The 23,797-nt window shown below is 53.3% G+C and carries 1 protein-coding gene (only partly in view); it reads right to left on the bottom strand.

Annotation, left to right across the window (positions count from 1 at the left end):
* Positions 1-17: 17 nt before the first annotated feature.
* Positions 18-23,797, bottom strand: partial view of a non-ribosomal peptide synthase/polyketide synthase gene (locus tag ACH59B_RS11555; protein ID WP_404303795.1) — the 3' portion only. It continues 18,586 nt past the right edge of the window; only the last 23,780 of its 42,366 coding nucleotides appear in the window; its start codon lies off the right edge, out of view; its stop codon occupies positions 18-20.

The following is a 23,797-nucleotide window of genomic DNA, read 5'->3' as shown; positions in this document are numbered from 1 at the left end:
CTTTTTAGAAAACTGATTTAGAAAATAAAGTCGATGGAATCTGGCGAGAAGCCTTCCGGCTGCTCGCTCGAGTTCACCTGAATATCGCTTAATAGCAAATCTGGATTAGCTCCAACCTGGGACAGGATCGCTATCAAATCTCCGGTTAATCGTTCAATAGCATCTGCGCCAAACAGCTTTGTGCAATATTCGAAGGAACCCTTGATCTGCCCGTCTTCATCACTCACGGACAAGGTCAAATCGAATTTGGAAATACGATGTTCCTGAACATACGGATTAAAGGACAGTGTTTCAAGCTGCGCTTCCTGTGACTCCGTATTTTGCAGTACAAACATGGTGTCAAACAACGGATTACGGCTTGCATCCCGCGCTACATCCAGCTTTTCCACCAACTCCTCAAGCGGATAATCCTGATGCTCGAAGGCTTGCAGCGTACGTTCTCGGGCTTCCAGCAGGTAGCTGTGGAACGTTTGGTTGCCCTGCGGCTGGTGCCGGATGGCTAGTGTATTAACGAACATGCCGATCAGTGGCTCCAGTTCAGGCAACAAGCGGCCTGCTACCGGCGTACCGATGATCAGATCATCCTGACCGCTGTATTTGGACAGTAGGATGGTATAGGCACTCAGTAGCACCATGTACAGCGTACTTCCGGTCTGTACCGCAATTCGGCGCAGTTGCTCGGATACATTCGGGTCCACTGTAAATTCATACATTGCTCCCTCGAAGCTGCGAGCAGCAGGTCTAGGATAAGCAATCGGCAGATCCAGTACAGGCAACTCTCCGGCTAAATGCTCCAGCCAGAACTGTTCCCGGCGTTGGTATGATTCACGCTGCATTTCATGCTGCTGCCACACGGCATAGTCCTTGTACTGAATGGGCAGCGGCGCCAAGGCCTGTCCCTCGTACAGTTGTCCCAGCTCCTGCACGATATTGTTAGACGACACACCGTCTGAAATAATATGGTGCATGTCGTACATCAGGAGATGACGTTCGGGTCCGGTTTGAATGAGACGGACACGCAGCAGAGGTGCCTGCTGAAGATCGAAGCTGCGTACAAAAGACTCGATATAGGCTTCGGCTTCGGACTCATGGGCCTGCAGGCGCTCTACTGCAAACGCCACCTGATCGTAAACCCGCTGAACAACCTCGCCGTCCACCATTTCGAAGGAAGTTCGCAGCGTTTCATGGCGGGCTATTAACTGACGGAACGCATCCTCCAGTCGATCTGCCTGAAGCGGCCCCTCCACGACTAATACACCCGGCATATTGTAGCTGACATCCCCACCGTCCAGATGGCTCAAAATATACAGTCGTTTTTGAGCCGAGGAAGCAGGATAGTAAGACTGTTTGGCAGCTGCAGGGATCACCGTATAGGTGTCTGTGCCCTGCGCGGTGATCAGTTGGGCTTGCTGCTCAATCGTAAAGTGCTGGAACACCTCACGCAGTGTAATTCGGCTGCCCAGTTCCTGATGGATTTTGGCCACCAGCGTCGTGGCCCGCAGGGAGTGTCCACCCATATCGAAGAATGAGTCGGTGACTCCTACGCTGGACAGCTTCAAGACATCCTGCCAGATTTGGGCTAGCTTGGCCTCCAGTGGCGTCCGCGGTGCCACATACTCTAGGCCTCCTTCAAGGCGTGCTTCCGGTGCTGGCAATGCCTTCCGGTCGATTTTCCCGTTTGGCGTCAGCGGGAAACGATCCAGCTGTACCACATACGTCGGGATCATGTAATCCGGCAGCTTCGGCTGCAGCGCATTCCGTAGTTCTGGTAGACTTAGCGACTCCGAAGCTACGATATAGGCACACAGATCCTTGTGCCCGTCTTCATTTTCCCATGCTGTGACTACAGCTTTCTGAATGCCGTCCACGGTCAGCAGCTGTGCTTCCACCTCGCCCAGCTCGATCCGATACCCGCGAATTTTGACCTGATGGTCGATCCGGCCTAAATACTCGATACTGCCATCCGGCAGCCACCGTGCCAGGTCGCCTGTCCGGTACATCCGGTTTGCGTAAGTGCTGTCCGCTGGATCAGCGGCCGTCGCCTCAGCAAACGGATTCGGGACAAACTTCTCAGCCGTCAGTTCCGGCAGGTTGAGGTATCCTCGTGCGATACCTGCCCCTCCGATATAGAGTTCACCCGCGATCCCCATCGGTACCAGCTGTTGTCGAGTGTTCAAGATGTACACAGCCTGGTTGGCTATCGGCGTTCCGATGGATACCGTGTGCTCCCCTTTTTCCAGCAGTACATTCAGCGACTCTACATCTTCAATCGTATAGGCGGTTGCATCTACGGTCGCTTCGGTCGGGCCATACACGTTCGTAATGACCGGATGATACCCGGACCATTTGTGCAGGAACACATGGACCAACTGCACGGATAAGGCTTCGCCCCCGATCAGGTAATGCTTCACATCCGGCGCTTCTGTCACATTGACGCTTTCGTTCAAAATATGCAGATGCGCTGGTGTGCCGTCCGACAGATCAATCCGGTGCATGCGATAGTACGCAATCAAATGCTCCCCGCTCAGGCTGACGTCACGGGATACCACATGCAGGGTATGACCTAGCAGCAAGCTGGCAAAGATTTGCTTCACCGAAGCGTCAAATACAAATGCGGACAGCCATGCGATGTGAAGCGGCTGATCATACCGACTGTATACTCGCTCATACAGAGCATCTACCAGATTGCCGACACTGCCTTGCTCAATCATAACCCCTTTCGGCTGACCGGTTGTACCTGACGTGTAAATCATATAGGCCAGGTTATGCAGGCCGGCGACAGGGATCAGGTTGCTCGCATCCTGTGCTCCCCATTGAGCTTGAACGTCCTCATCGTCAAGAACGATAGCTTCTACTGTGGATGGCAAGCTCAACGAAAGGTTGGCGGCTCTGCTGGTGATCACGACCTTGGCCCCACTGTCTTGAAGCATGTAGTCGATACGCTCCTGTGGATACATCGTATCCATTGGCACATACGCGCCTCCGGCCTTCAGTACTCCCAGAATGCCCACCAGAAGATCCGCAGAACGTTCCAGCAGTACGCCTACCGGTTGATCTGCTTCAACACCTTTCGCCCGTAACACACGGGCCAACCGGTTCGCCTGCTCATTCAGCTCAGCGTAGGTTAGACCTATGTCCCCAGATACAACGGCTATCCGCTCAGGGCTGTTTTTCGCTTGCTCTTCAAAACGCTCGCTGAGCGACAGACCTTGGAGTGTTCCACGCACGCTGTGCGCGTTCGGATCATTGAACACCTCCAGAATCTGTTCGGTTTCTTCGGTCGTAATCAGTTCCAGCTCACCCAGCTTCGCATCCGGGTTTGCCGCCACGGCTTCGGCTAAGCGAATAAAGTGACGTGTCATCCGTTCAACGGTTTCCCGTTGATACAACGCAGTTGCATACTGCAATCCGAACTGGATGCCTGCCTCTTCCTCTCTGGCTTCCAGCGTGAAGTCAAACTTCGCTGGTGTTTGCTCCAAGCCGTATGGACGGAAGCTCAGGTCTGCCAGTTGCAGCTCGCCTTCCTCCGTCGTTTGCAGGGTAAACATCGTATCGAACAGCGGATGGCGACTCATATCCCGCTTCACATTCAGCTTTTCCACCAATTCCTCAAATGGATAGTCCTGATGTTCGTAGGCTTGCAGGGCCCGAACCTTCACTTCTTCCACGTAGCTACGGAAGGTATGTTCCGCTGTCGGATAGTTTCGCAATGCCAACGTACCGACGAACATCCCGAGGATTGGCTCCAAATCGGCATGCGGTCGTCCGGCAATCGGCGTGCCGACAACGATGTCCTCTTGGCCACTATATTGATGCAAGAGTGCGGTGTATGCCGCCAGCAGCACCATATATAGGGTAGAGCCTGTGTGCGCCGCCAGTTCCTTCAGGCGTTCGCTCACTTCGCGTTCCAGCCCAAACACCACGGTATCGCCTGCCGTACTTCGTATCGACGGACGGGCAAAGTCTGTCGGTAAATCCAGCACAGGCAGTTCCCCCCGGAAGGTGTCCAGCCAGTAGGCTTCCTGACGCTGCATCCATTCCTGATGGACCTCGCTTTGTTGCCATACGGCATAGTCTTTGTACTGTATCCGCAGTGGCGCTAGCTGTTCACCGTCATACAAGCGGACAAATTCTTCAGTCAGTACCCCCATCGACACGCCATCCGAAACGATGTGGTGCATGTCGAGCATGAGTACATGCTGCGGTTCCTGCCCTGCTCCTGATACGCCTAGATCTACCAAGCCTACCCGCAGCAGTGGTGCAGCTTGTAGATCAAACGGACGGACAAAGCAACTCACCAGCTCTTGTACTTCCTTATTGACCTTCGTGTCTGTATCCGTAGTTGCACCCTCTGCCTGTACCTTCGTAAATTCGACCTCGAACGGTACGGTGTCCTCAATAGACTGCATTGGCTCGCTGTCCACCAGTTCAAAGCGGGTACGCAAGGACGCATGACGGGCGATCAGTTGACGGAATACGTCCTCCACTCGCTTCACGTCCAGCGGACCGCTCACTTGCAGCACCGATGGCATGTTGTAGTTCACATCCTGCGGATCGAACTGATGCAACACATACAGTCGTTTTTGCGCTGAGGACAAGGGATAGAAGCTGCGCTCTTCCGTTACTGGAATGGACGCATATGTTACTTGATCCAACTGTTCCAGTACGACTGCCAGTTGCTCAATCGTTGGTGCTTCAAAAATACTGCGCAGGGGAAGCGGCTTGTTCAGTTCCTTGTGAATCTTCGAGGCCAGTGTGGTCGCCCGCAGCGAGTGTCCGCCAATCTCGAAGAAGTTTTCCTTCACACCGACCTGAGTGAGACCTAGTACATCCTGCCAAATTTGCGCCAGTTTCACTTCCACCCACGTTCGCGGTGCGACATAGTCGGCTCCGGTTTGCAGGCTGCCTTCTGGTGCTGGCAGGGCCTTGCGGTCGATTTTACCGTTCGGTGTCAGCGGCATTTGCTCCAACTGTACCAAGAAAGAAGGCACCATGTAGTTTGGCAGCTCCTCACCCAGTAAACTGCGCAGTTCACCAGCGCCTACTTCTCTTTCAGCGACATAGTACGCCACCAGTTGATTTTGTCCCTGCTCGTCCGCTTGGGCCAGGACGATGACCTCTTGTACGTCCTCCACTTTCAATATTTGTGCCTCGACTTCGCCCAGCTCAATCCGGTAACCCCGGATCTTTACTTGATGGTCAATCCGGCCCAAGTATTCGATGTTTCCGTCTGGCATCCATCTTGCCAAGTCGCCTGTGCGGTACATCCGCTCATATCCGGCTTCGCCAGCCGCAAACGGATTCGGTACAAATTTCTCCGCCGTCAGCTCTGGACGATCCAGGTAACCACGTGCCAGACCCGGACCAGACACGCACAGTTCACCCGCTACGCCTACCGGAGCCAAATGCCCGTGTACATCTACCATGTATACCCGATGATTCGGCACAGGACGTCCAATGGAAATAAGCTGTCCTGCTCTCTCATCCTTGGATACCGGCCAGATGGATGTCGCTACCGAGTTCTCGGTTGGACCATAGCCATTGTAGTACGCCACCTGATCCTTCCACTTGTATACCAGCTCTGTTGAAGCGGCTGAACCCGCAGTGACCAGAATACGCAGATTTGGCATCCGCTGCGGCTCCAGATACACCGCATAGGTAGGCGGCAAAGCTGCCACCGTGATGTGGTGATCCGCCATATATTGTTCAAACCGTTCGTAGTCCAAAATCGTCTCTGACGTTGGCACGTATAACGTGGCTCCGCAGAATAGAGCTTGGAAGATTTCCCAGCAAGCCGCATCAAACGAGTAGCTGGCGAACAGCAACATATGATCTGAGGTACTGATCTCGAATTCCTGATCAAAATACGTTTTCAGATTGCATAGCCCGTGATGCTCTAGCATAACGCCCTTCGGCTGCCCCGTTGTCCCCGATGTATAGATCACATACGCCAGATCGTTCGGACCGGACAACGACTCCAGGTTAGAACCATCCTCGTGATACACACTTTGTGCTCCATCTAGCACCAGCACGTGACCGTCGAAAGCTACTTTGTCCACCAGATGACCTTGAGTTAACAACAGCTTCGCTCCCGAGTCATCCAGCATATAGCGGATACGCTCTTCCGGATAGGTTGGATCGATAGGTACATATGCGCCTCCGGCTTTCAAAATGCCTAACATACCCACGATCATGTCTATCGAGCGTTCGGTCATCAGACCCACCAAACGATCTTTTGTCACGCCTTGAATGCGCAAGGTACGAGCCAGACGATTCGCGCGTTCATTCAGCTCGCGATAAGTCAACTGCTCTCCTTCGAAGTACAACGCTGGCTGCTCTGGTGTGTGCGCCGTTTGTGTCTCAAACAGACCATGGATCGTTTGCTCGCTTGGATACTCGGCGGCTGTATCTCCCCATACGCTGAGAATTTGCTCGCGTTCCTGCTCGCTTAACACATCCAGTTCCTGCACCCGAATGTCCGGATTCGCTACCACTTGTTCCAGTAGCTGTATTAAATGGCCCTGAGTCCGTTCCACGGCTTCCCGATCAAATATTTTTGTATTATATTCAAATCGGATTTTCATCGCTTCCTGCGGCATGACGACCAGATTGAAATCATAGTTCGTTTGTTCAATCATACCTGCATTGCTGATTACAAAATCCGACGCTGCACCTTCGCCAAGCTGCTCGACCTGCTCCTCCACCGGATAGTTTTCAAACACAATAATGTGGTTGATCAGCTCTTGCTTTTGCTCGGTCAAGGCTTGAATTTCATACAGCGGATACGTTTCATAATCTTGAGAAGCCAGCGCCTGCTGCTGATTCGTTCTAATCAGGTCGGCAAAGGTGTCCTCAGCTCCACTGCGGATACGTACGGGAATGGTGTTAATGAACAAGCCCACCATATTTTCGATCCCCGGAATATCAGCCGGACGACCCGACACGACACCGCCAAATACGGCATCATCACTACCGTTGTACTTTTGAAGCAGTAAGCCCCAGGCTGTTTGCAGTAATGTATTCGGGGTCACGTGGTACTGCTTGGCTACCATTTCCAGGCGTCCTGTCAAATCCTTACCTAGATCGCACAGCACATGCTCAAATTGTGCACCGTCCGCTTTCGTGCCGACTTTTCCGGTTGGAATCGACGTTTGTTGATCATAGCCCAGCAAATAATCTTTCCAGTATGAGGCTGCTGCTTCTACATCCTGGGCTTCAAGCCACTCAATATACTGACTGTATGGAGTCACCGGGGCGAGCTTTGGTTCTCTATGTTCTACGGCTGCAAAATAAGCCTCAAACACCTCATCCGTTACCAACGCCACACACCAGCCGTCCATTAGGATGTGATGAGAGCTCCACACAAAGTAATAATCCTCATCACCTGTCCGTAAAATCGCCACGCGCATCAACGCATCCCGGGACAAATCGAATCCGGCTGCCTTGTCCTGGCGAATAAATTCCTTTACATACGCGTCACGTTCCTGATCATCCAAATGACGCAAATCTTCATAGCTGAAACCAACATACTTGCGCCGGAAAATCACCTGCACGGGCTCATCCTGCCAGCCGCTAATGAAATTAGCTCTAAAGATCTCATGCCGCTGCGCCAAATGATTCAAGCTATCTTGGAAAATATCTGCCTGGAAGCGACCACGCAAGTCAAAGGTCGTTTGTTCAAAATAAGCCCCTGACGCTGCATCCATCAGGCTATGGAACAACATGCCTTTTTGCATCGGTGTCAAGGCATATACATTTTCCAGTTCCCCGATGTCACGAGTCCGCTCTACTAACTGATCCAGCTCGGCCAAGGTTACATGTTTAAGCTTGACATCGCTTGGCGTCAGCTCCTGCTGTTTGCGACCCGCGCAATGTGCGATGATGTCCTGCAGGCTGGTTCTGAGCGCTTCGGCTAGCTGCTCCATCGTTTCCTTGCGATATTCCTGATGGCTGTAGCTGATCGTCAATTGCAATTGACCTTCTGAAATCAGTCCGTTCAGATCCAGCGTGTGCGATCTGGCTGCATGTGCGCTCAGCTCGGCACCGCTAGCGTAAGGAGACACGCCAATGGATTGATTTTGCATATCCTGATCAAATTGTCCCAAATAGTTAAAGCTGATTTCAGGTTCGGTTACAAAACGCTCTTGCTCACATGCTGCGGACAGGTATCTCAGCATACCGTAGCCAATACCCTTTTGCGGAATCCGGCGTAGCCCTTCTTTCACCTGTTTGATGCGCTGTGAAAGGTCTTGCCCCGCGTTCATATCCAGCACAACCGGGAATTGGGTCGTAAACCAGCCCACGGTGCGCGTAATATCCAGCTCTGGCAGAATGGATTCCCGTCCATGGCCTTCCAGGTTGACGAGCACTCGTTCAATCCCCGCCCAGCGATGAATAGCCAGGCCGAGTGCGGTCAGCAGCAAATCATTCATATCCGTGTTGTAGGCACGATGTGCTTGTTTTAACAGCTGCTCCGTTTCTTGAGCTGTCCACGTGACTGTCATGAGCTCGCTGTCTTTATTCAAGGAATGAGAAGGGGATTCGTCTTTTGGAAGCGGCTCATACACACCTTGTTCTACTTCTTGCCAGAAGGCGAGCTCTGCTGCCATTTCTGGGCCGTTCGCATAGTGAGACTGTCCCTCAGCCCAGGTACGGAACGAATCCGTTTTGTGCGGAAGACGAGTCGGTTGTCCGTTCAATGCTTGTTCGTAGGCTGTCGTAAGATCCTCGAACAAAATGCGCCAAGAAACGGTATCTACTACTAAGTGATGAATAGCTATCAGCAAATGATCTCCATCTGGGCAATGGAACAGCCCCAGCTTCATCAGCGGTCCTTCGCTTAAATGAATCCCCGCCTGAATTTCATTTACTTTGGCCTCAATCGCCGCAGACACTTCCGACTCATGGCTGAAGTCTATGCGTTCCAGCGTATACAGCTCACCCTCGCCAATGGCGCGGTTCCAGGCTTCATACCCGTGTTCGGTAGGACGGAAAACGATCCGCAGTGCATCGTGATGGCTAACGATGTGGTCCATCGCTGTGCGCAGTGCCGCTTCATCAAAACCATCCTTGCTATGCAGCATGATGGACTGGTTGTGATGATGAGCATCCGCCAGGTTTTGCTCCAAGAACCAGTGTTGAACGGGTGTCAGCTTCACCGCGCCCACCACTTCGCTTTGATCCGCCAATCGGGTAACGGATTGGACTTTCGGCGCCAATGCAGACACCGTTGGATGGCTGAACAGGTCTTTCATCTCCAGTCGATAGCCTGCTTGTAGCAAGCGGGACGATACTTGCAGCGCTTTGATCGAATCGCCGCCCAGCTCGAAGAAGTTATCCTGCGTGCCTACGGCCTCCACGCCGAGCACTGCGGCCCATACCGCAGCCAATACTTGCTCCACCTTCGTACGCGGGGCTACATAGGCTGCTCCCGTATGGATGCTGCCTTCCGGTTCCGGCAAGGCCTTACGGTCAATTTTGCCGTTGCTGGTCAGCGGGATCGTCTCCAGTCGCATCAGCCGTGCTGGCACCATGTGCGCTGGCAGTCCGGCTTCCAGCGTGGCCTGTACTTCCTCGATCCGCAGCTCGGTTTCTCCCGTGATGTATCCGCACAAATACTTGTGTCCACGCTCGTCCGTCCGGTCGATGACTACGGCTTGACGCACACCCGGTACCCGCTGGATCGCCGTTTCAATCTCGCCCAGCTCGATCCGATAGCCCCGGATTTTGACTTGATAGTCCATCCGGCCGATAAAGTCCACATTGCCGTCTGGCATCCACCGCGCCAAATCGCCGGTGCGATACAAACGTTCACCCGGTACGTACGGGTTCGCTACGAATTTCTCGGCTGTCAGGTCCGCACGGTTCAGGTACCCCCGTGCGACCCCGATGCCGCCGATGCACAACTCGCCCAGTACACCGATCGGTACCGGATTCAGCTGGCTGTCCACGATGTAGAAGCGTGCGTTCAGCCACGCCTGTCCAATCGGCACATTCCCGCTGCTTGGCAGTTTCGACAGCTCTTCATCGTAGAAGCTGGAGTCAATCGCCGCTTCCGTGACGCCATAGCTGTTGATGATACGGATATCTGCGCCAAACCGTTCTTGCAGCACTCGGTAGTCCGTCACGCTGCAGCTGTCTGAGCTCGTAATCAGCAGCTCCAGACTGCTCATGTCCAGCCCGTGTTCATGCACATGCTGCATAAACGGTACGATCAGGGCTGGAGTCGATTCGAACACGGTAATCTGATAATCACGAATCCAGCCGTACAGACGGCTTGGATCAATCCGATCCTCTTTCGGACAGATGACCATCGTGCCGCCGTTATAAAGCGTCCGTGCAATATCGCCGACGAACACGTCGAAGGAGAAGCTGGCCAGTTGCAGCAGTCGTACCGGGAACTGGTTCAGACGGTAATCCCGGCGATACGCCGCAGCCGTATTGACCAAGCTGCGATGCTCGATCATGACGCCCTTCGGACGTCCCGTTGTCCCGGACGTATAGATCACATACGCCAGATCCTGCGGCTCGTTGATGTGATCGACGTCTGTGACATCTCCGGTATACAGCGACTCATCGTCTAATGCTAGTACGGTGTGCAGACGCAGCCCTGTTGCTGGCTCGGATGCTGCTTCGCGGTCAGGTGGCGAATCTGATTTCAAGCTTACGCCTTCACTCAGGTGGTCTCTTTCCATCAATTCAGCACCAGCCGCTGTTTCCAATTCACCCTCAGTCTGCCCTCCGCCCAAGGCCTGTTGGCTTTCCTCCAGCCACACCTGGGCACGGTCCTGCAAACTGGTTTGAGTCAACAGCACCGTCGCACCGCTGTCCTCCAGCATGAAACGAATCCGTTCGGACGGATAGTCTGCATCCAGCGGCACATAGGCGCCTCCAGCCTTCCATACCGCTAGTACGCCGACCAACATGTCTACCGAACGTTCACTCAAAATACCGACAATCGACTCGCGTCCAATGCCTTCTTTTCGCAGTCTGCGCGTCAATTGGTTCGCACGCTCGTTCAGCTGGCGGTACGTAAGCTGCTGCTCCTCGTACACCACCGCCACATGATCTGGCACAAGCTGTGCCTGTTCTTCCACATAGGCATGGAATAAGACTTCTGCTTCAGCCGCAACCTCCGATACGCCTACATCTCCAAAACCATAGAGGATTTGTGCCTTCTCCTCGACAGTTACCATATCCAGAGCTGCCAGTGGCTGCTGTGGATGAAGTGTAATCGCACGTACGAGTTCAGTAAAATGCTGTGCAAAGCGTGCGATGGTCTCCGGCTTGTACAGCGCCGTGCTGTATTCCAAACTGCACAGAATACCTTCTGGCTGCTCTACGGCATCCAAGGTCAGATCAAATTTGGACGTAGGATTGTCCGTCGGATACGGCTTGAAGGCCAGACCTTCCAGCTCGAACTCCTGCTGCTCAAATGTTTTCAGCTCAAACATCGTGTCAAACAGCGCATTCCGGCTCGTATCCCGCGTTAAATTCAGCTTTTCAACCAACTCTTCAAACGGATATTCCTGATGCTCATACGCACGGAGCGCGTGCTCTTTGACCTCTTGCAGGTAATCCAGGAACGTTTTGTCGCCACACGGATAATTGCGGATCGCCAGCGTGTTGAGGAATACGCCTACCAGGCTGCCCAGTTCCGCATGTGGTCTTCCGGCAATCGGCGTGCCGACGATGATGTCCTCTTGACCCGTGTATTTATGCAAGAGCGTGCTATACGCTGCCAGCAACACCATGTACAAGGTGGAGCCGGTTTGTGCGGCCAGCTGTTTCAACTGCTCACTGTCCTCCATACGGATCGCAAACTCAAATCGAGTCCCTTCCAGACGCTGTACAGCAGGTCTTGTAAAATCCGTTGGCATATCCAGCGCCGGGATTTCACCAGACATGGTTTTCAGCCAATAGCTTTCTTGCGCACGCAGACGTTCACTTTGCATATCTGCATGCTGCCAAACGGCATAATCCTTGTACTGAATCCGCAGTGGCGGCAGTTCCTGGCCTTCATACAATTGAGAGAACTCCTGCACGATAATGCTTTCCGTCACGCCATCCGAAATAATATGGTGCATGTCATAGAGCATAACGTGACGCTGCGGTCCATTTTCGATCAACTGAACCCGCAGCAACGGGGCTTGTGCGAGATCAAATTCACGTACAAAGTCCTGTGCGTACTGCGGTGTCTCTTCTTCACTTGCTTGCACATATTCCACGCTGAATGGAGCGCTGGATTCAATCCGCTGAATCACCTCACCATCCACCATATTGAATCGGGTTCGGAGGGCTTCATGACGGGCAATCAGTTGGCGGAAGGCTTGTTCCAGTCTTTTTTTATCCAAGGAACCTTCGATAATCAAAGCTCCTGGCATGTTGTAGCTAACCTCTCCACCTTCCAGGTGACTCAGAACGTACATCCGTTTTTGTGCCGAGGAAACGGGGTAATATTCGCGCTCCTCTGCAACAGGTATGGATACATACGTTTGCTGGGTCTGATCTTCACCCATCACCTGTACCAATTGCTCAATCGTCGGATATTGGAAAATATCTCGCAAGGCCAGCTTGTGATTCAGCTCCTGATGGATTTTCGCCATCAGTGTAGTAGCACGCAGCGAATGTCCTCCCACTTCAAAGAAGTTATCCTGGATGCCTATTTGGTGATGATTCAGAACGCTTTGCCAAATACGGACCAGCTGCTCTTCCAGCTCTGTGCGCGGCGCCACGTACTTCGTGCCTCCTTCGAGACGTGTTTCTGGCGCTGGCAACGCTTTGCGATCAATTTTTCCGTTTGGTGTCAGCGGGAAACGATCCAGGGGTACGACGTAGGTCGGGATCATATAGCCCGGCAGTTTGGGCTGCAGTGTGCTGCGCAGCTCCGGCAAATTCAGCGCCTCCGAGGCTACGACATACGCACACAGATCTTTGTCTCCGTCTTCGTTTTCCCAGGCGGTGACGATGGCTTTCTCAATGCCAGCCACAGTCAGCAGCTGCGCTTCCACCTCGCCCAGTTCGATCCGGAAGCCCCGGATTTTGACCTGATCATCTATCCGGCCGATAAAGTCCACATGGCCGTCTGGCATCCACCGCGCCAAGTCGCCGGTACGATACAGTCGTTCACCCGGCACGTACGGGTTCGCTACGAATTTCTCCGCCGTCAGGTCCGTACGGTTCAGGTACCCCCGTGCCACACCAGCACCGCCAATGCACAGCTCGCCCAGTACGCCGATCGGCACTGGATTCAGCTGGCTGTCCACAATGTAGAAGCGTGCGTTCAGCCACGCCTGACCAATCGGCACATGGCCGCTACTTGGCAGCTTCGACAGCTCTTCGTCATAGAAGCTGGAGTCAATCGTCGCTTCCGTAACACCGTAGCTGTTGATGATACGGATATCTGCGCCAAACCGTTCTTGCAGCACTCGGTAGTCCGTCACGCTGCAGCTGTCTGAGCTCGTGATGAGCAGCTCTAGACTACTCATATCTAGTACGTGTTCATGCACATGCTGCATAAACGGTACGATCAAAGCTGGAGTCGATTCGAACACCGTAATTTGATAATCACGAATCCATCCGTGGAGACGGCTAAAATCAATCCGGTCGTCTTTCGGACAGATGACCATCGTGCCCCCGTTATAGAGTGTCCGCGCAATATCGCCGACGAACACGTCGAAGGAGAAGCTGGCCAGTTGTAGCAGTCGTACCGGGAATTCGCTCAGGCGGTAATCCCGGCGATACGCTGCAGCCGTATTCACCAAGCTGCGATGTTCGATCATGACACCTTTTGGACGTCCGGTTGTCCCCGACGTGTAGATCACATACGCCAGATCCTGCGGTTCGTTAATATGATCGACGTCTGTCGTATCTCCGGTGTACAGTGACTCATTGTCCAATGCCAGTACGGTGTGCAGACGCAGCCCTGTTGCTGGCTCGGAGGCTGCTTCGCGGTCAGGTGGCGAATCTGATTTCAAGCTTACGCCTTCACTCAGGTTGTCCCTTTCCATCATTTCAGCACCAGCTGCTGTTTCCAATTCACCCTCAGTCTGCCCTCCGGCCAAGGCCTGTTGGCTTTCCTCCAGCCATACCTGGGCACGCTCTTGCAATCTCGTTTGGGTCAACAGTACCATCGCACCGCTGTCCTCCAGCATGAAACGAATCCGTTCGGATGGATAGTCTGCATCCAGCGGCACATAGGCGCCTCCAGCCTTCCACACCGCTAGTACGCCGACCAGCATGTCCACTGAGCGTTCACTCAAAATGCCGACAATCGATTCGCGTCCAATGCCTTCCTTTCGCAATTTACGCGCCAATTGGTTTGCACGCTCGTTCAGTTTGCGGTACGTCAGCTGTTGCTCCTCGTACACCACCGCTACGTGATCTGGTACAAGCTGGGCCTGTTCTTCCACAAAGGCATGGAACAGGGCTCCTGCTTCAACAGCATCAGCACCTAGTACTCCTACATTTCCAAATCCATCGATGATGTGTGCCTTTTCCTCGGCGGTTACCATATTCAAAACTGCCAGGGGCTGCTGTGGATGATAGGCAATAGCTCGAACGATTTCCGCAAAATGCTGTGCCAATCGCGTCATGGTCTCCGGCTTATACAGCGCCGTGCTGTATTCCAGACTGCACAGAATACCTTCTGGCTGCTCTATGGTCTCCAAGCTCAGATCAAACTTGGCCGTATGATTGTCCAGTGGATAGGAGCTCAAGGTCAGACCTTTCAGCTCGAACTCCTGCTGCTCCATTGTTTTCAGCTCAAACATCGTGTCAAACAGCGCATTCCGGCTCGTATCCCGCGTTACATTCAGTTTTTCAACCAGTTCTTCAAACGGATAGTCCTGATGCTCATACGCACGGAGCGCATGCTCTTTGACCTCCTGCAGATAATTCAGGAACGATTTGTCGCTGGACGGATAATTGCGCATCGCCAGCGTGTTGATGAATACACCGACCAGACTCTCCAGTTCGGCATGCGGTCTTCCGGCAATCGGTGTGCCAACGACGATGTCCTCTTGGCCTGTGTATTTGTGTAAGAGCGTGGTGTACGCCGCCAGCAACACCATATACAGAGTAGCGCCGGTTTGTGCCGCCAGTTCTTTCACGCGTTCACTAACCTCACGTCCCAGTGCAAATTCGATCGTATCCCCTGCCGTACTCTGCACCGCAGGGCGGGCAAAGTCAGTAGAGAGATCCAGTACAGGTAGTTCACCTTGGAAGGTGTCAAGCCAGTACGCTTCCTGACGCTGCATCCATTCCTGGTGGGCTTCGCTTTGCTGCCATACGGCATAATCCTTGTACTGAATCCGCAATGGCGCTAGCTCTTCACCGCCATACAAGCGGACAAATTCGTCGGTCAGGACCTCTAGGGACACCCCATCCGAGACGATATGGTGCATGTCAAGCATAAGCAGATGTTGAGCTTCCTGCTCTACTCCCTGAGCGCCCAGATCCACCAAGCCTACCCGCAGCAGCGGCGCAGCTTTGAGATCAAACGGACGGACAAAGCGACTCACCAGCTGTTGTGCTTCCTTGCTGACCATCATATTCGCAGTCGCACCCTCTGCCTGTACCTTCGTATATTCCACCTCGAACGGTACAGCGTCCTCAATCCATTGCATTGGCTCGCTGTCGATCAGCTCAAAGCGAGTACGCAAGGTCGCATGGCGGGCGATCAGTTGACGGAATACGTTCTCTACTCGTTTCACATTCAGCGGACCGCTCACTTGCAGCACCGACGGCATGTTGTAATTCACATCCTGCGGGTCGAACTGATGCAGCACATACAGTCGCTTTTGTGCCGAGGACAGTGGGTAGAAACTACGCTCCTCCGTCACCGGAATGGACGCATACGCCACCTGATCCAAACCTTCCAGAACGGCTGCCAGCTGCTCAATCGTTGGGGCTTCAAAAATGCTGCGCAGTGGAAGTGGCTTGTTCAGCTCTTGGTGAATCTTCGAGGCCAGTGTCGTCGCCCGCAGCGAGTGTCCACCCATCTCAAAGAAGTTTTCCTTCACGCCGACCTGTGCCAGGCCCAGCACATCCTGCCAAATTTGTGTCAGCTTCACTTCCACCCACGTCCGCGGTGCAACATAGTCGGCTCCGCTTTGCAGGCTGCCTTCCGGTGCCGGCAGGACCTTGCGGTCAATTTTGCCATTGGGACTCAGCGGCATTTGCTCCAGCTGTACAAAGTACGATGGCACCATGTAGCTTGGCAGCTCTCCGCCCAGCTCACTTCTCAGCTCTCTGGCACTGATTTCTTGCCCCGCGACATAGTACGCCACCATTTGTTTTTGGCCCGTTTCATCCGCACGAGCCATGACCACCGCTTCTCGTACCGATTCCACTTGGAGTAGCTGCGTTTCGACCTCGCCCAGCTCAATTCGGTACCCCCGGATTTTCACCTGATGGTCAATCCGGCCTAAGTATTCAATGTTGCCGTCTGGCATCCATCTCGCCAAATCGCCAGTGCGGTACATCCGTTCATACCCAGCTTCCCCGCCGGCAAACGGATCTTTCACAAATTTCTCGGCCGTCAGTTCCGGACGGTTCAGATAGCCTCGGGCTACGCCGACACCGCCGATGCACAGCTCCCCTGCCACCCCAATCGGCTGCAATTGCTCCGTGCCTTCCTTCACGATGTACAGACGGATATTTTGAATCGGTTTTCCGATCGGGATCACCGCATATGCCTCATCCGGCTCGCAATCGAAGTACGATACGTCCACCGTTGCTTCGGTTGGGCCATACAGGTTGACCAGCTTCGCTCCGGCCAGGCTCGATACGAGCCGCTGGAACCGGGCCACATGCTGTGGCGGCAACGCTTCACCACTGGCAAAGACATGGCGCAGCGTGCCCAGCTTCGCTTGCATCACTTCCCGCGGCTGCTGCTCCACATACTCCAGGAACGCATGCAGCATGGCGGGTACAAAGTGCATCGTGCTCACACCGTCGCGGGCAATCGTGTCCACGATGTCTTCCGGGTTCTTTTCCCCGCCAACCGGCAACAGGCTTACCTTCGAGCCGACCATTGACCACCAGAACAGCTCCCACACCGACACGTCGAAGGTGAAGGCGGTCTTTTGCAGGATCGTATCTGCCGCCCTCAAGCCATAACGATTATGCATCCAAAAAATCCGGTTCAGCACGGAATGGTGCTCCACCATCACGCCCTTCGGTTTTCCGGTCGAACCGGAGGTATAAATGACATAGGCAACATGATGCGGTCCAGCTAGGGGCTCCAGATTTGAGCCGTCTTCGTGGTAAATATTCTTGCCATCTTGCTCTTGACGATCCAGCACCAGCACCTGACCATCGAAACTCACCAAGGCTTGCTCCGCCAGATGCGATTGTGTCAGCACCAGCTTCGCGCCCGAGTCCTCCAGCATAAAGCGGATACGATCGGCCGGATATTCCGGATCAATCGGCACATAGGCTCCGCCGGCCTTCAAGATCGCGTAGATGCCTACGATCATGTCCAGTGAACGGTGGACCAGAATGCCCACGGGCTGATCCGGTCCAACCCCTTCCACACGCAAGGTGCGTGCGAGTCGGTTGGCTCGCTCGTTCAGCTCACGGTAGGTCAACGATTCCGCTCCGCACAACACCGCCACTTGCTCCGGTGTGTTTTTGGCCTGCTGCTCAAACAGACTGCTTAGCGTCTGATCCTGCGGATAGGCTGCCGCCGTATCTCCCCACACCTGAACGATCTGTGCCTGCTCTTCCGCTGTCACTAGTTCCAGCTCATTCACACGGATATGCGGATTGTCAATAATTTGCTCGATGACATGCAGTACATGTCCCTGCATCCGCTCGATCGTAGACCGATCGTACACATTCGCGTTGTATCTGAACATGATCCGGAAGGTTTCATCTGGCATCACAATCAAGTCCAGATCATAGTTCGTTTGCTCGACAACCTCTACATTCGTAATGTCAAACGCGGATGGACGAACTTCACCCAGCTGCTCGACTTGCTCCTCGACCGGATAGTTCTCAAACACCATAATGTGGTTAATTAGATGCTGCTTCTGCTCGGTCAGCGCCTGTATTTCATACAGCGGGAAGCTGTCATATACGCCTGAAGCCAGCGCCTGCTCCTGCGTTTTGCGCATGATGTCCACAAACGTGGCATTTCGCTCACTTTGGATCCGCACTGGGATGGTATTAATGAACAGGCCGATCATATGCTCTACACCCGGAATAGCCGTCGGACGTCCAGATACGACACTACCGAATACAACATCCTCGTTGTTATTATATTGCTGCAAAATAAGGCCCCACACGCTCTGCATCAGCGTATTAATTGTGACCTGCTGCTGCTTTGCAATCCGGTACATGGCTTCGCTCCACGTTGGATCCAGCTCTACCGTTATTTTTTCAGAAACATATTTGCTGGTATCGCTTGTTGTCGTAGACAGAACACTTTCGCTGCTATCCGCCACTTGGTCTTTCAATGAAGTATCCGCTCCAGGTAACAACGTCTGCTGTTCAAAGCCCGCCAAATAACTGCTCCAATACTCTTTTGCCGCACGTTCATCTTGACGCTCTAGCCATTCGATATATTGGCCATACGGTGTAATCGGAGCAAGCTCCGGCTGTTTCTGCTCCAGCAGCGCAAAGTACGTACCAAACACCTCGCCCGTAACAAGCGATAAGCACCAGCCGTCCATGACAATGTGATGGAAGCTCCAGACCAAGTGATACGTTTCTTCATCGGTCTGCAACACTTGTACGCGCATCAGTGCATCCGTACCGAGATTGAAGCCTCTCGCCTGATCCTCCTGCTTAAACGTCTGGATATATGCCTGTTGCTCCGCTTTCGGCATGTTGCGTATATCCTCGAAGGAAAGATCGCTATTTTTATGACGGAACACGATTTGCAATGGCTCCAGACCGTGTCCTGTCTCAAATTGATGGAAATTCGTCCGCAGCGCTTCATGACGCTGTGTCAGCAGATCCAGACTCTTACGGAAAATAGCAACATCAAAGCTACCTTTTTGATCAAACGACGCTTGCTGGAAGTATGCGCCTGAGTCCGGCTCCATCAGACTATGGAACAGCATCCCCTTCTGCATGGGAGAAAGAGCATACACATTTTCCAGTTCGCCCACAGAAGCCGTTTGCTCCGTCAATTGCTCCAGCTGCTCCAGTGTCAAGCCTTTGAACAAGACATCGCTTGGCGTTAGCTCACTCCGCTCTTGGGAGGCACAATGCTTGATGACTTCCTGCAAGCTTTCCTGCAATAGCCGGGCAAACTTCTCTACGTTTTGCTGTTGGTATACATGGCTGTCATAACGAATTTCCAGGGTCAGCACGCCTGCTGTAATCATGCCGTTCACATTCAGCGGCTGCTCCAGTACGGTGCGGTCACTCAACGGCTCTCCACCTGGATGTGAAGACAGCGTGATCTCCCCATTTTCCAAGTCCTGATCAAATTGTCCCAAATAGTTAAAGCTGATCTCAGGCTGCAGGCTCCAGGAAGAGGTAGCATCATCCTGTGACATATACTTCAACATACCGTAGCCAATGCCCTTATGCGGTACATGCCGCAGGTCCTCTTTTACCCGTTTGATGCGCTGCCCTACTTCTGATGTTCCATCCACATCCAGCAGCACCGGATACTGACTCGTAAACCAGCCCACGGTACGTGTGATGTCGATATCGGGAACAATAGCTTCCCGGCCATGGCCCTCCAGATTGACCAGCACTCGCTCCTGCCCGCTCCAGTTGTACAATGCGGTACCGAGTGCGGTTAACAGCAGATCATTGACCTCGGTGTGGTATGCACGATGTGCTTCCTGCAGTAGCAGTCGGGTGTCCTGTTCGCTCCACGCCACGCTCACCGTCTCACTGTCTCTGACCACAAAATGCTGTCCTGCCGCTCTTTCTTGATCCTTAGGTAGCGATGCGACTTCCGCGTGGGCAAGACGCTCCCAATATTCGCGTTCTTTGTCGATGGCCGGACTGTTGGCATATTGAGACAAACGTTCTGCCCAAGTGGAGAACGAGTCCGTTTTATATGGCAAGCGAATCGCTTCTCCCCGAGCGGCCTGCTCATATCCAGTCGCAAAATCCTCAAACACAATCCGCCATGAAATGCCGTCTACAACCAAATGGTGAATGGCAATCAGTAAATGATCTCCATCCATGCAGCGGAAAAGTCCCAACTTCACCAGTGGTCCTTCGTCTAGACGAATGGAGCTTTGAATGGCATTGGTTTTCGTTTCAATGGTTGCTGTCACCTCTGCAAGGGTTGGCATATCTGTCAAATCCACAACGTCCAGATGATACAGCTCGCCTTCATTCAAACCGCGATTCCACGCTTCATAGCCCTGTTCGGTCTGACGGAAGACCATACGCAGCGCATCATGATGCTCCGTCAACTTGGTCACCGTGTGATGCAATGCGGCTTCATCGAAGCCTTCTGCTCGATGCAGCATCACCGACTGGTTGAAATAATGCGGCTCTGCCGAGGCTTGTCCAAAGAACCACTGCTGGATCGGGGTCAGCTTGACGCTGCCTGATATCTCGCCCTGATCGGTCGTACGGCTAACTTTTTGTACACGACCGCTCAGCAGCGAAATGGACGGATATTGGAACAAATCCTTCATATCCAGCTTGTAGCCCGCTTGCAGTAAGCGGGACGATACCTGGATCGCTTTGATCGAATCGCCGCCGAGGTCAAAGAAATTATCCAAAATCCCGATTCTCTTCGCTCCTAAGACAGACTGCCAAATCGAAACCAACGTCTGCTCCAGCGCTGTGCGCGGCTCTACATAATCCGCTCCGCTTTGCAGGCCGCCTTCCGGTGCTGGCAGGGCCTTGCGATCGATTTTGCCGTTCGGTGTTAGCGGCATCTGCTCCAACTGGATGAAGTACGAAGGCACCATGTAGTTGGGCAGCTCCTCACCCAGCAAGCTGCGCAGCTCACCCGCGCTGACGTCTCTTTCAGCGACATAGTACGCCACCAGTTGGTTTTGTCCCTGCTCGTCCGCTTGGGCCAGGACGATGACCTCTTGCACATTTTCCACTTTCAATATTTGTGCTTCGACCTCGCCCAGTTCGATCCGGTAGCCCCGGATTTTCACCTGATGGTCGATCCGGCCCAAATATTCAATGTTGCCGTCTGGCATCCATCTTGCCAAGTCCCCCGTACGGTACATTCGTTCATAGCCGGCTTCACCGGCTGCAAACGGGTTCGGTACAAATTTCTCCGCCGTCAGTTCTGAACGATCCAGGTAACCACGCGCCAGACCCGGACCAGACACGCACAGCTCACCTGCTACGCCGACCGGAGCCAAATGTCCATGCACATCCAGCATGTACACCCGGTGATTCGGCATAGGACGACCGATGGAAATGAGTTGGCCTGCCCTTTCATCCTCGGATACCGGCCAGATGGACGTTGCCACCGAGTTTTCGGTTGGACCGTAGCCATTGTAGTACGCCACTTGATCCTTCCACTTGTATACCAATTCTGTGGAAGAGGCTGAGCCCGCGGTGAACAAAATACGCAGGTTTGGCATCCGCTCCGGCTCCAGGTACACCGCATAGGTCGGCGGCAAAGCGGCCACCGTAATCCGGTGATCGGCCATATACTGCTCAAACCGTTCGTAGTTCAAAATCGTCTCTGTCGTTGGCACGTATAACGTGGCGCCGCAGAACAAAGCTTGGAAGATTTCCCAGCAAGCTGCATCAAACGAGTAGCTGGCGAACAGCAGTGCATGATCCGACGTACGGATCTTGAGCGTCTGATCAAAATACGTTTTCAGATTGCACAGCCCATGGTGCTCCAGCATCACGCCCTTCGGCTGCCCCGTCGTCCCTGACGTATAAATCACATACGCCAAATCGTTTGAACCGGACCCCGGCTCCAGGTTGGAGCCATCCTCGTGATACACACTTTGTGCTCCATCCAGCACCAGCACTTGACCATCGATAACTGCTTTGTCCACCAGATGGCTTTGTGTCAACAGCAGCCTCGCACCCGAGTCGTCCAGCATATAGCGGATACGTTCTTCCGGGTAGGTTGGATCGATAGGTACATAGGCGCCTCCGGCTTTTAAAATCCCGAAGATCCCCACAAGCATGTCCACCGACCGTTCGGTCATCAAACCCACCAAACGATCCTTCGTCACGCCTTGACTGCGCAAGGTACGAGCCAGACGATTGGCGCGTTCATTCAGCTCGCGATAAGTCAACTGCTCTCCTTCAAAGAACAAGGCTGTTTGCTCCGGTGTCTGCGCCGTTTGCGCCTCGAACAAGCCGTGAATCGTTTGCTCGTTTGGATAGGTTGCCGCTGTATTGCCCCAGACCTCAACGATTTGCTCGCGCTCCTGCACCGTAACCATATCCAGCTCATGTACACGGATGTCCGGATTGGCTGTCACCTGCTCCAGCAGCTGTACCAGATGACCTCGAATGTGCTCTACACTTTCCCGTTCAAAGGCCAGGGCATTATACCCAAAGCTCATGTGAATGGTATTCCCCGGCAGCACTACCACGTTAAAGTCATAGTTGGTCTGCTCGACAGACTCGGCTCCTGTGATGGTGAAGCTGGCCGCCTCACCGCTACCTAATTGCTCGATTTGTTCCTCGACCGGATAGTTCTCAAAAATAAGAATATGATTAATCAAATCCTGCTTAAGCTCTGACAGCCCCTGAATTTCATACAGCGGATACGTATCATACACATGGGAAGCAATCGATTGCTCCTGGGTTTGCTTCATCACGTCGGAGAATAGATTGTCCACTTGACTACGGATACGCACCGGAATCGTATTGATAAACAGACCAATGATGTGCTCCACATTCGGAATGTCTGCCGGACGTCCAGATACCACGCTGCCAAACACGACATCATCGGTGCCATTATATTTTTGCAGCAAAAGGCCCCAAACGGTCTGCATCAACGTATTGATGGTGACCTGATAACGCTTGGCTATACGCTGAATACCAGCGGTTAGCTCTACGCCCAAATCAAAATCCAGACGCTCCGCCTGATACCCTGTTTTGCCCTGAATTTTTGCCTGTGGCAAACGGGACTGCTCCTCATATCCTTCCAGCACCTTGCTCCAGTAGCTGGATGCGGCCTGACGATCCTGCTGCTCCAGCCATTCGATATATTGACTGTACGGCGTGACAGGGGCCAGTTCCGGTTGTTTATGGGCCAGGATCGCAAAATAACTCGCAAACACTTCATTTGTCACCAGCGACAAGCACCAGCCGTCCATCACGATATGATGGAAGCTCCATACAAAACGGTACGTATCCTCACCTATGTGCAATACAGCAACACGCATCAAAGCGTCTTGTGCCAGATCAAAGCCTCTTTGCTTGTCTTTATGTGTAAATTCGAGGATGTACTCGTTTTGCTGCTCTTCCTCCATATCCCGCAGATCCTCAACATACAGTTCACTGCGCTTATTCCGGTACACGACCTGAAGCGGTTCATCCTTCCAGCCACTGTAGAAGTTCGTACGCAGTACCGTATGCCGCTGCACCAAGACATCCAGACTGGCCGCAAATGCAGCAATATTAAAATGCCCTCGCAGATTAAAGGATGCCTGTTCAAAATACGCTCCCGATTGCGAATCCATCAGATTGTAAAAGAGCATCCCCTTTTGCATTGGCGTCAGTACGTATACATTTTCCAGCTCACCAATATGTGCCGCCTGTTCCGCAATCTGCTCCAGCTCTCCCGTCGTCAGACCTTTGAAGGACACATCACTTGGCGTCAGTTCCGGTTGTTCCTGAGCGGTGCAATGCGCAATGATCTCTTGCAAAGCGG

It is taken from the genome of Paenibacillus sp. DP01 (assembly GCF_044784315.1).
In the GTDB taxonomy this organism is placed as follows: domain Bacteria; phylum Bacillota; class Bacilli; order Paenibacillales; family Paenibacillaceae; genus Paenibacillus; species Paenibacillus polymyxa.
Note: the sequence above shows the minus strand (reverse complement) of the source record. Positions and strands in the feature narration are given on the sequence as shown.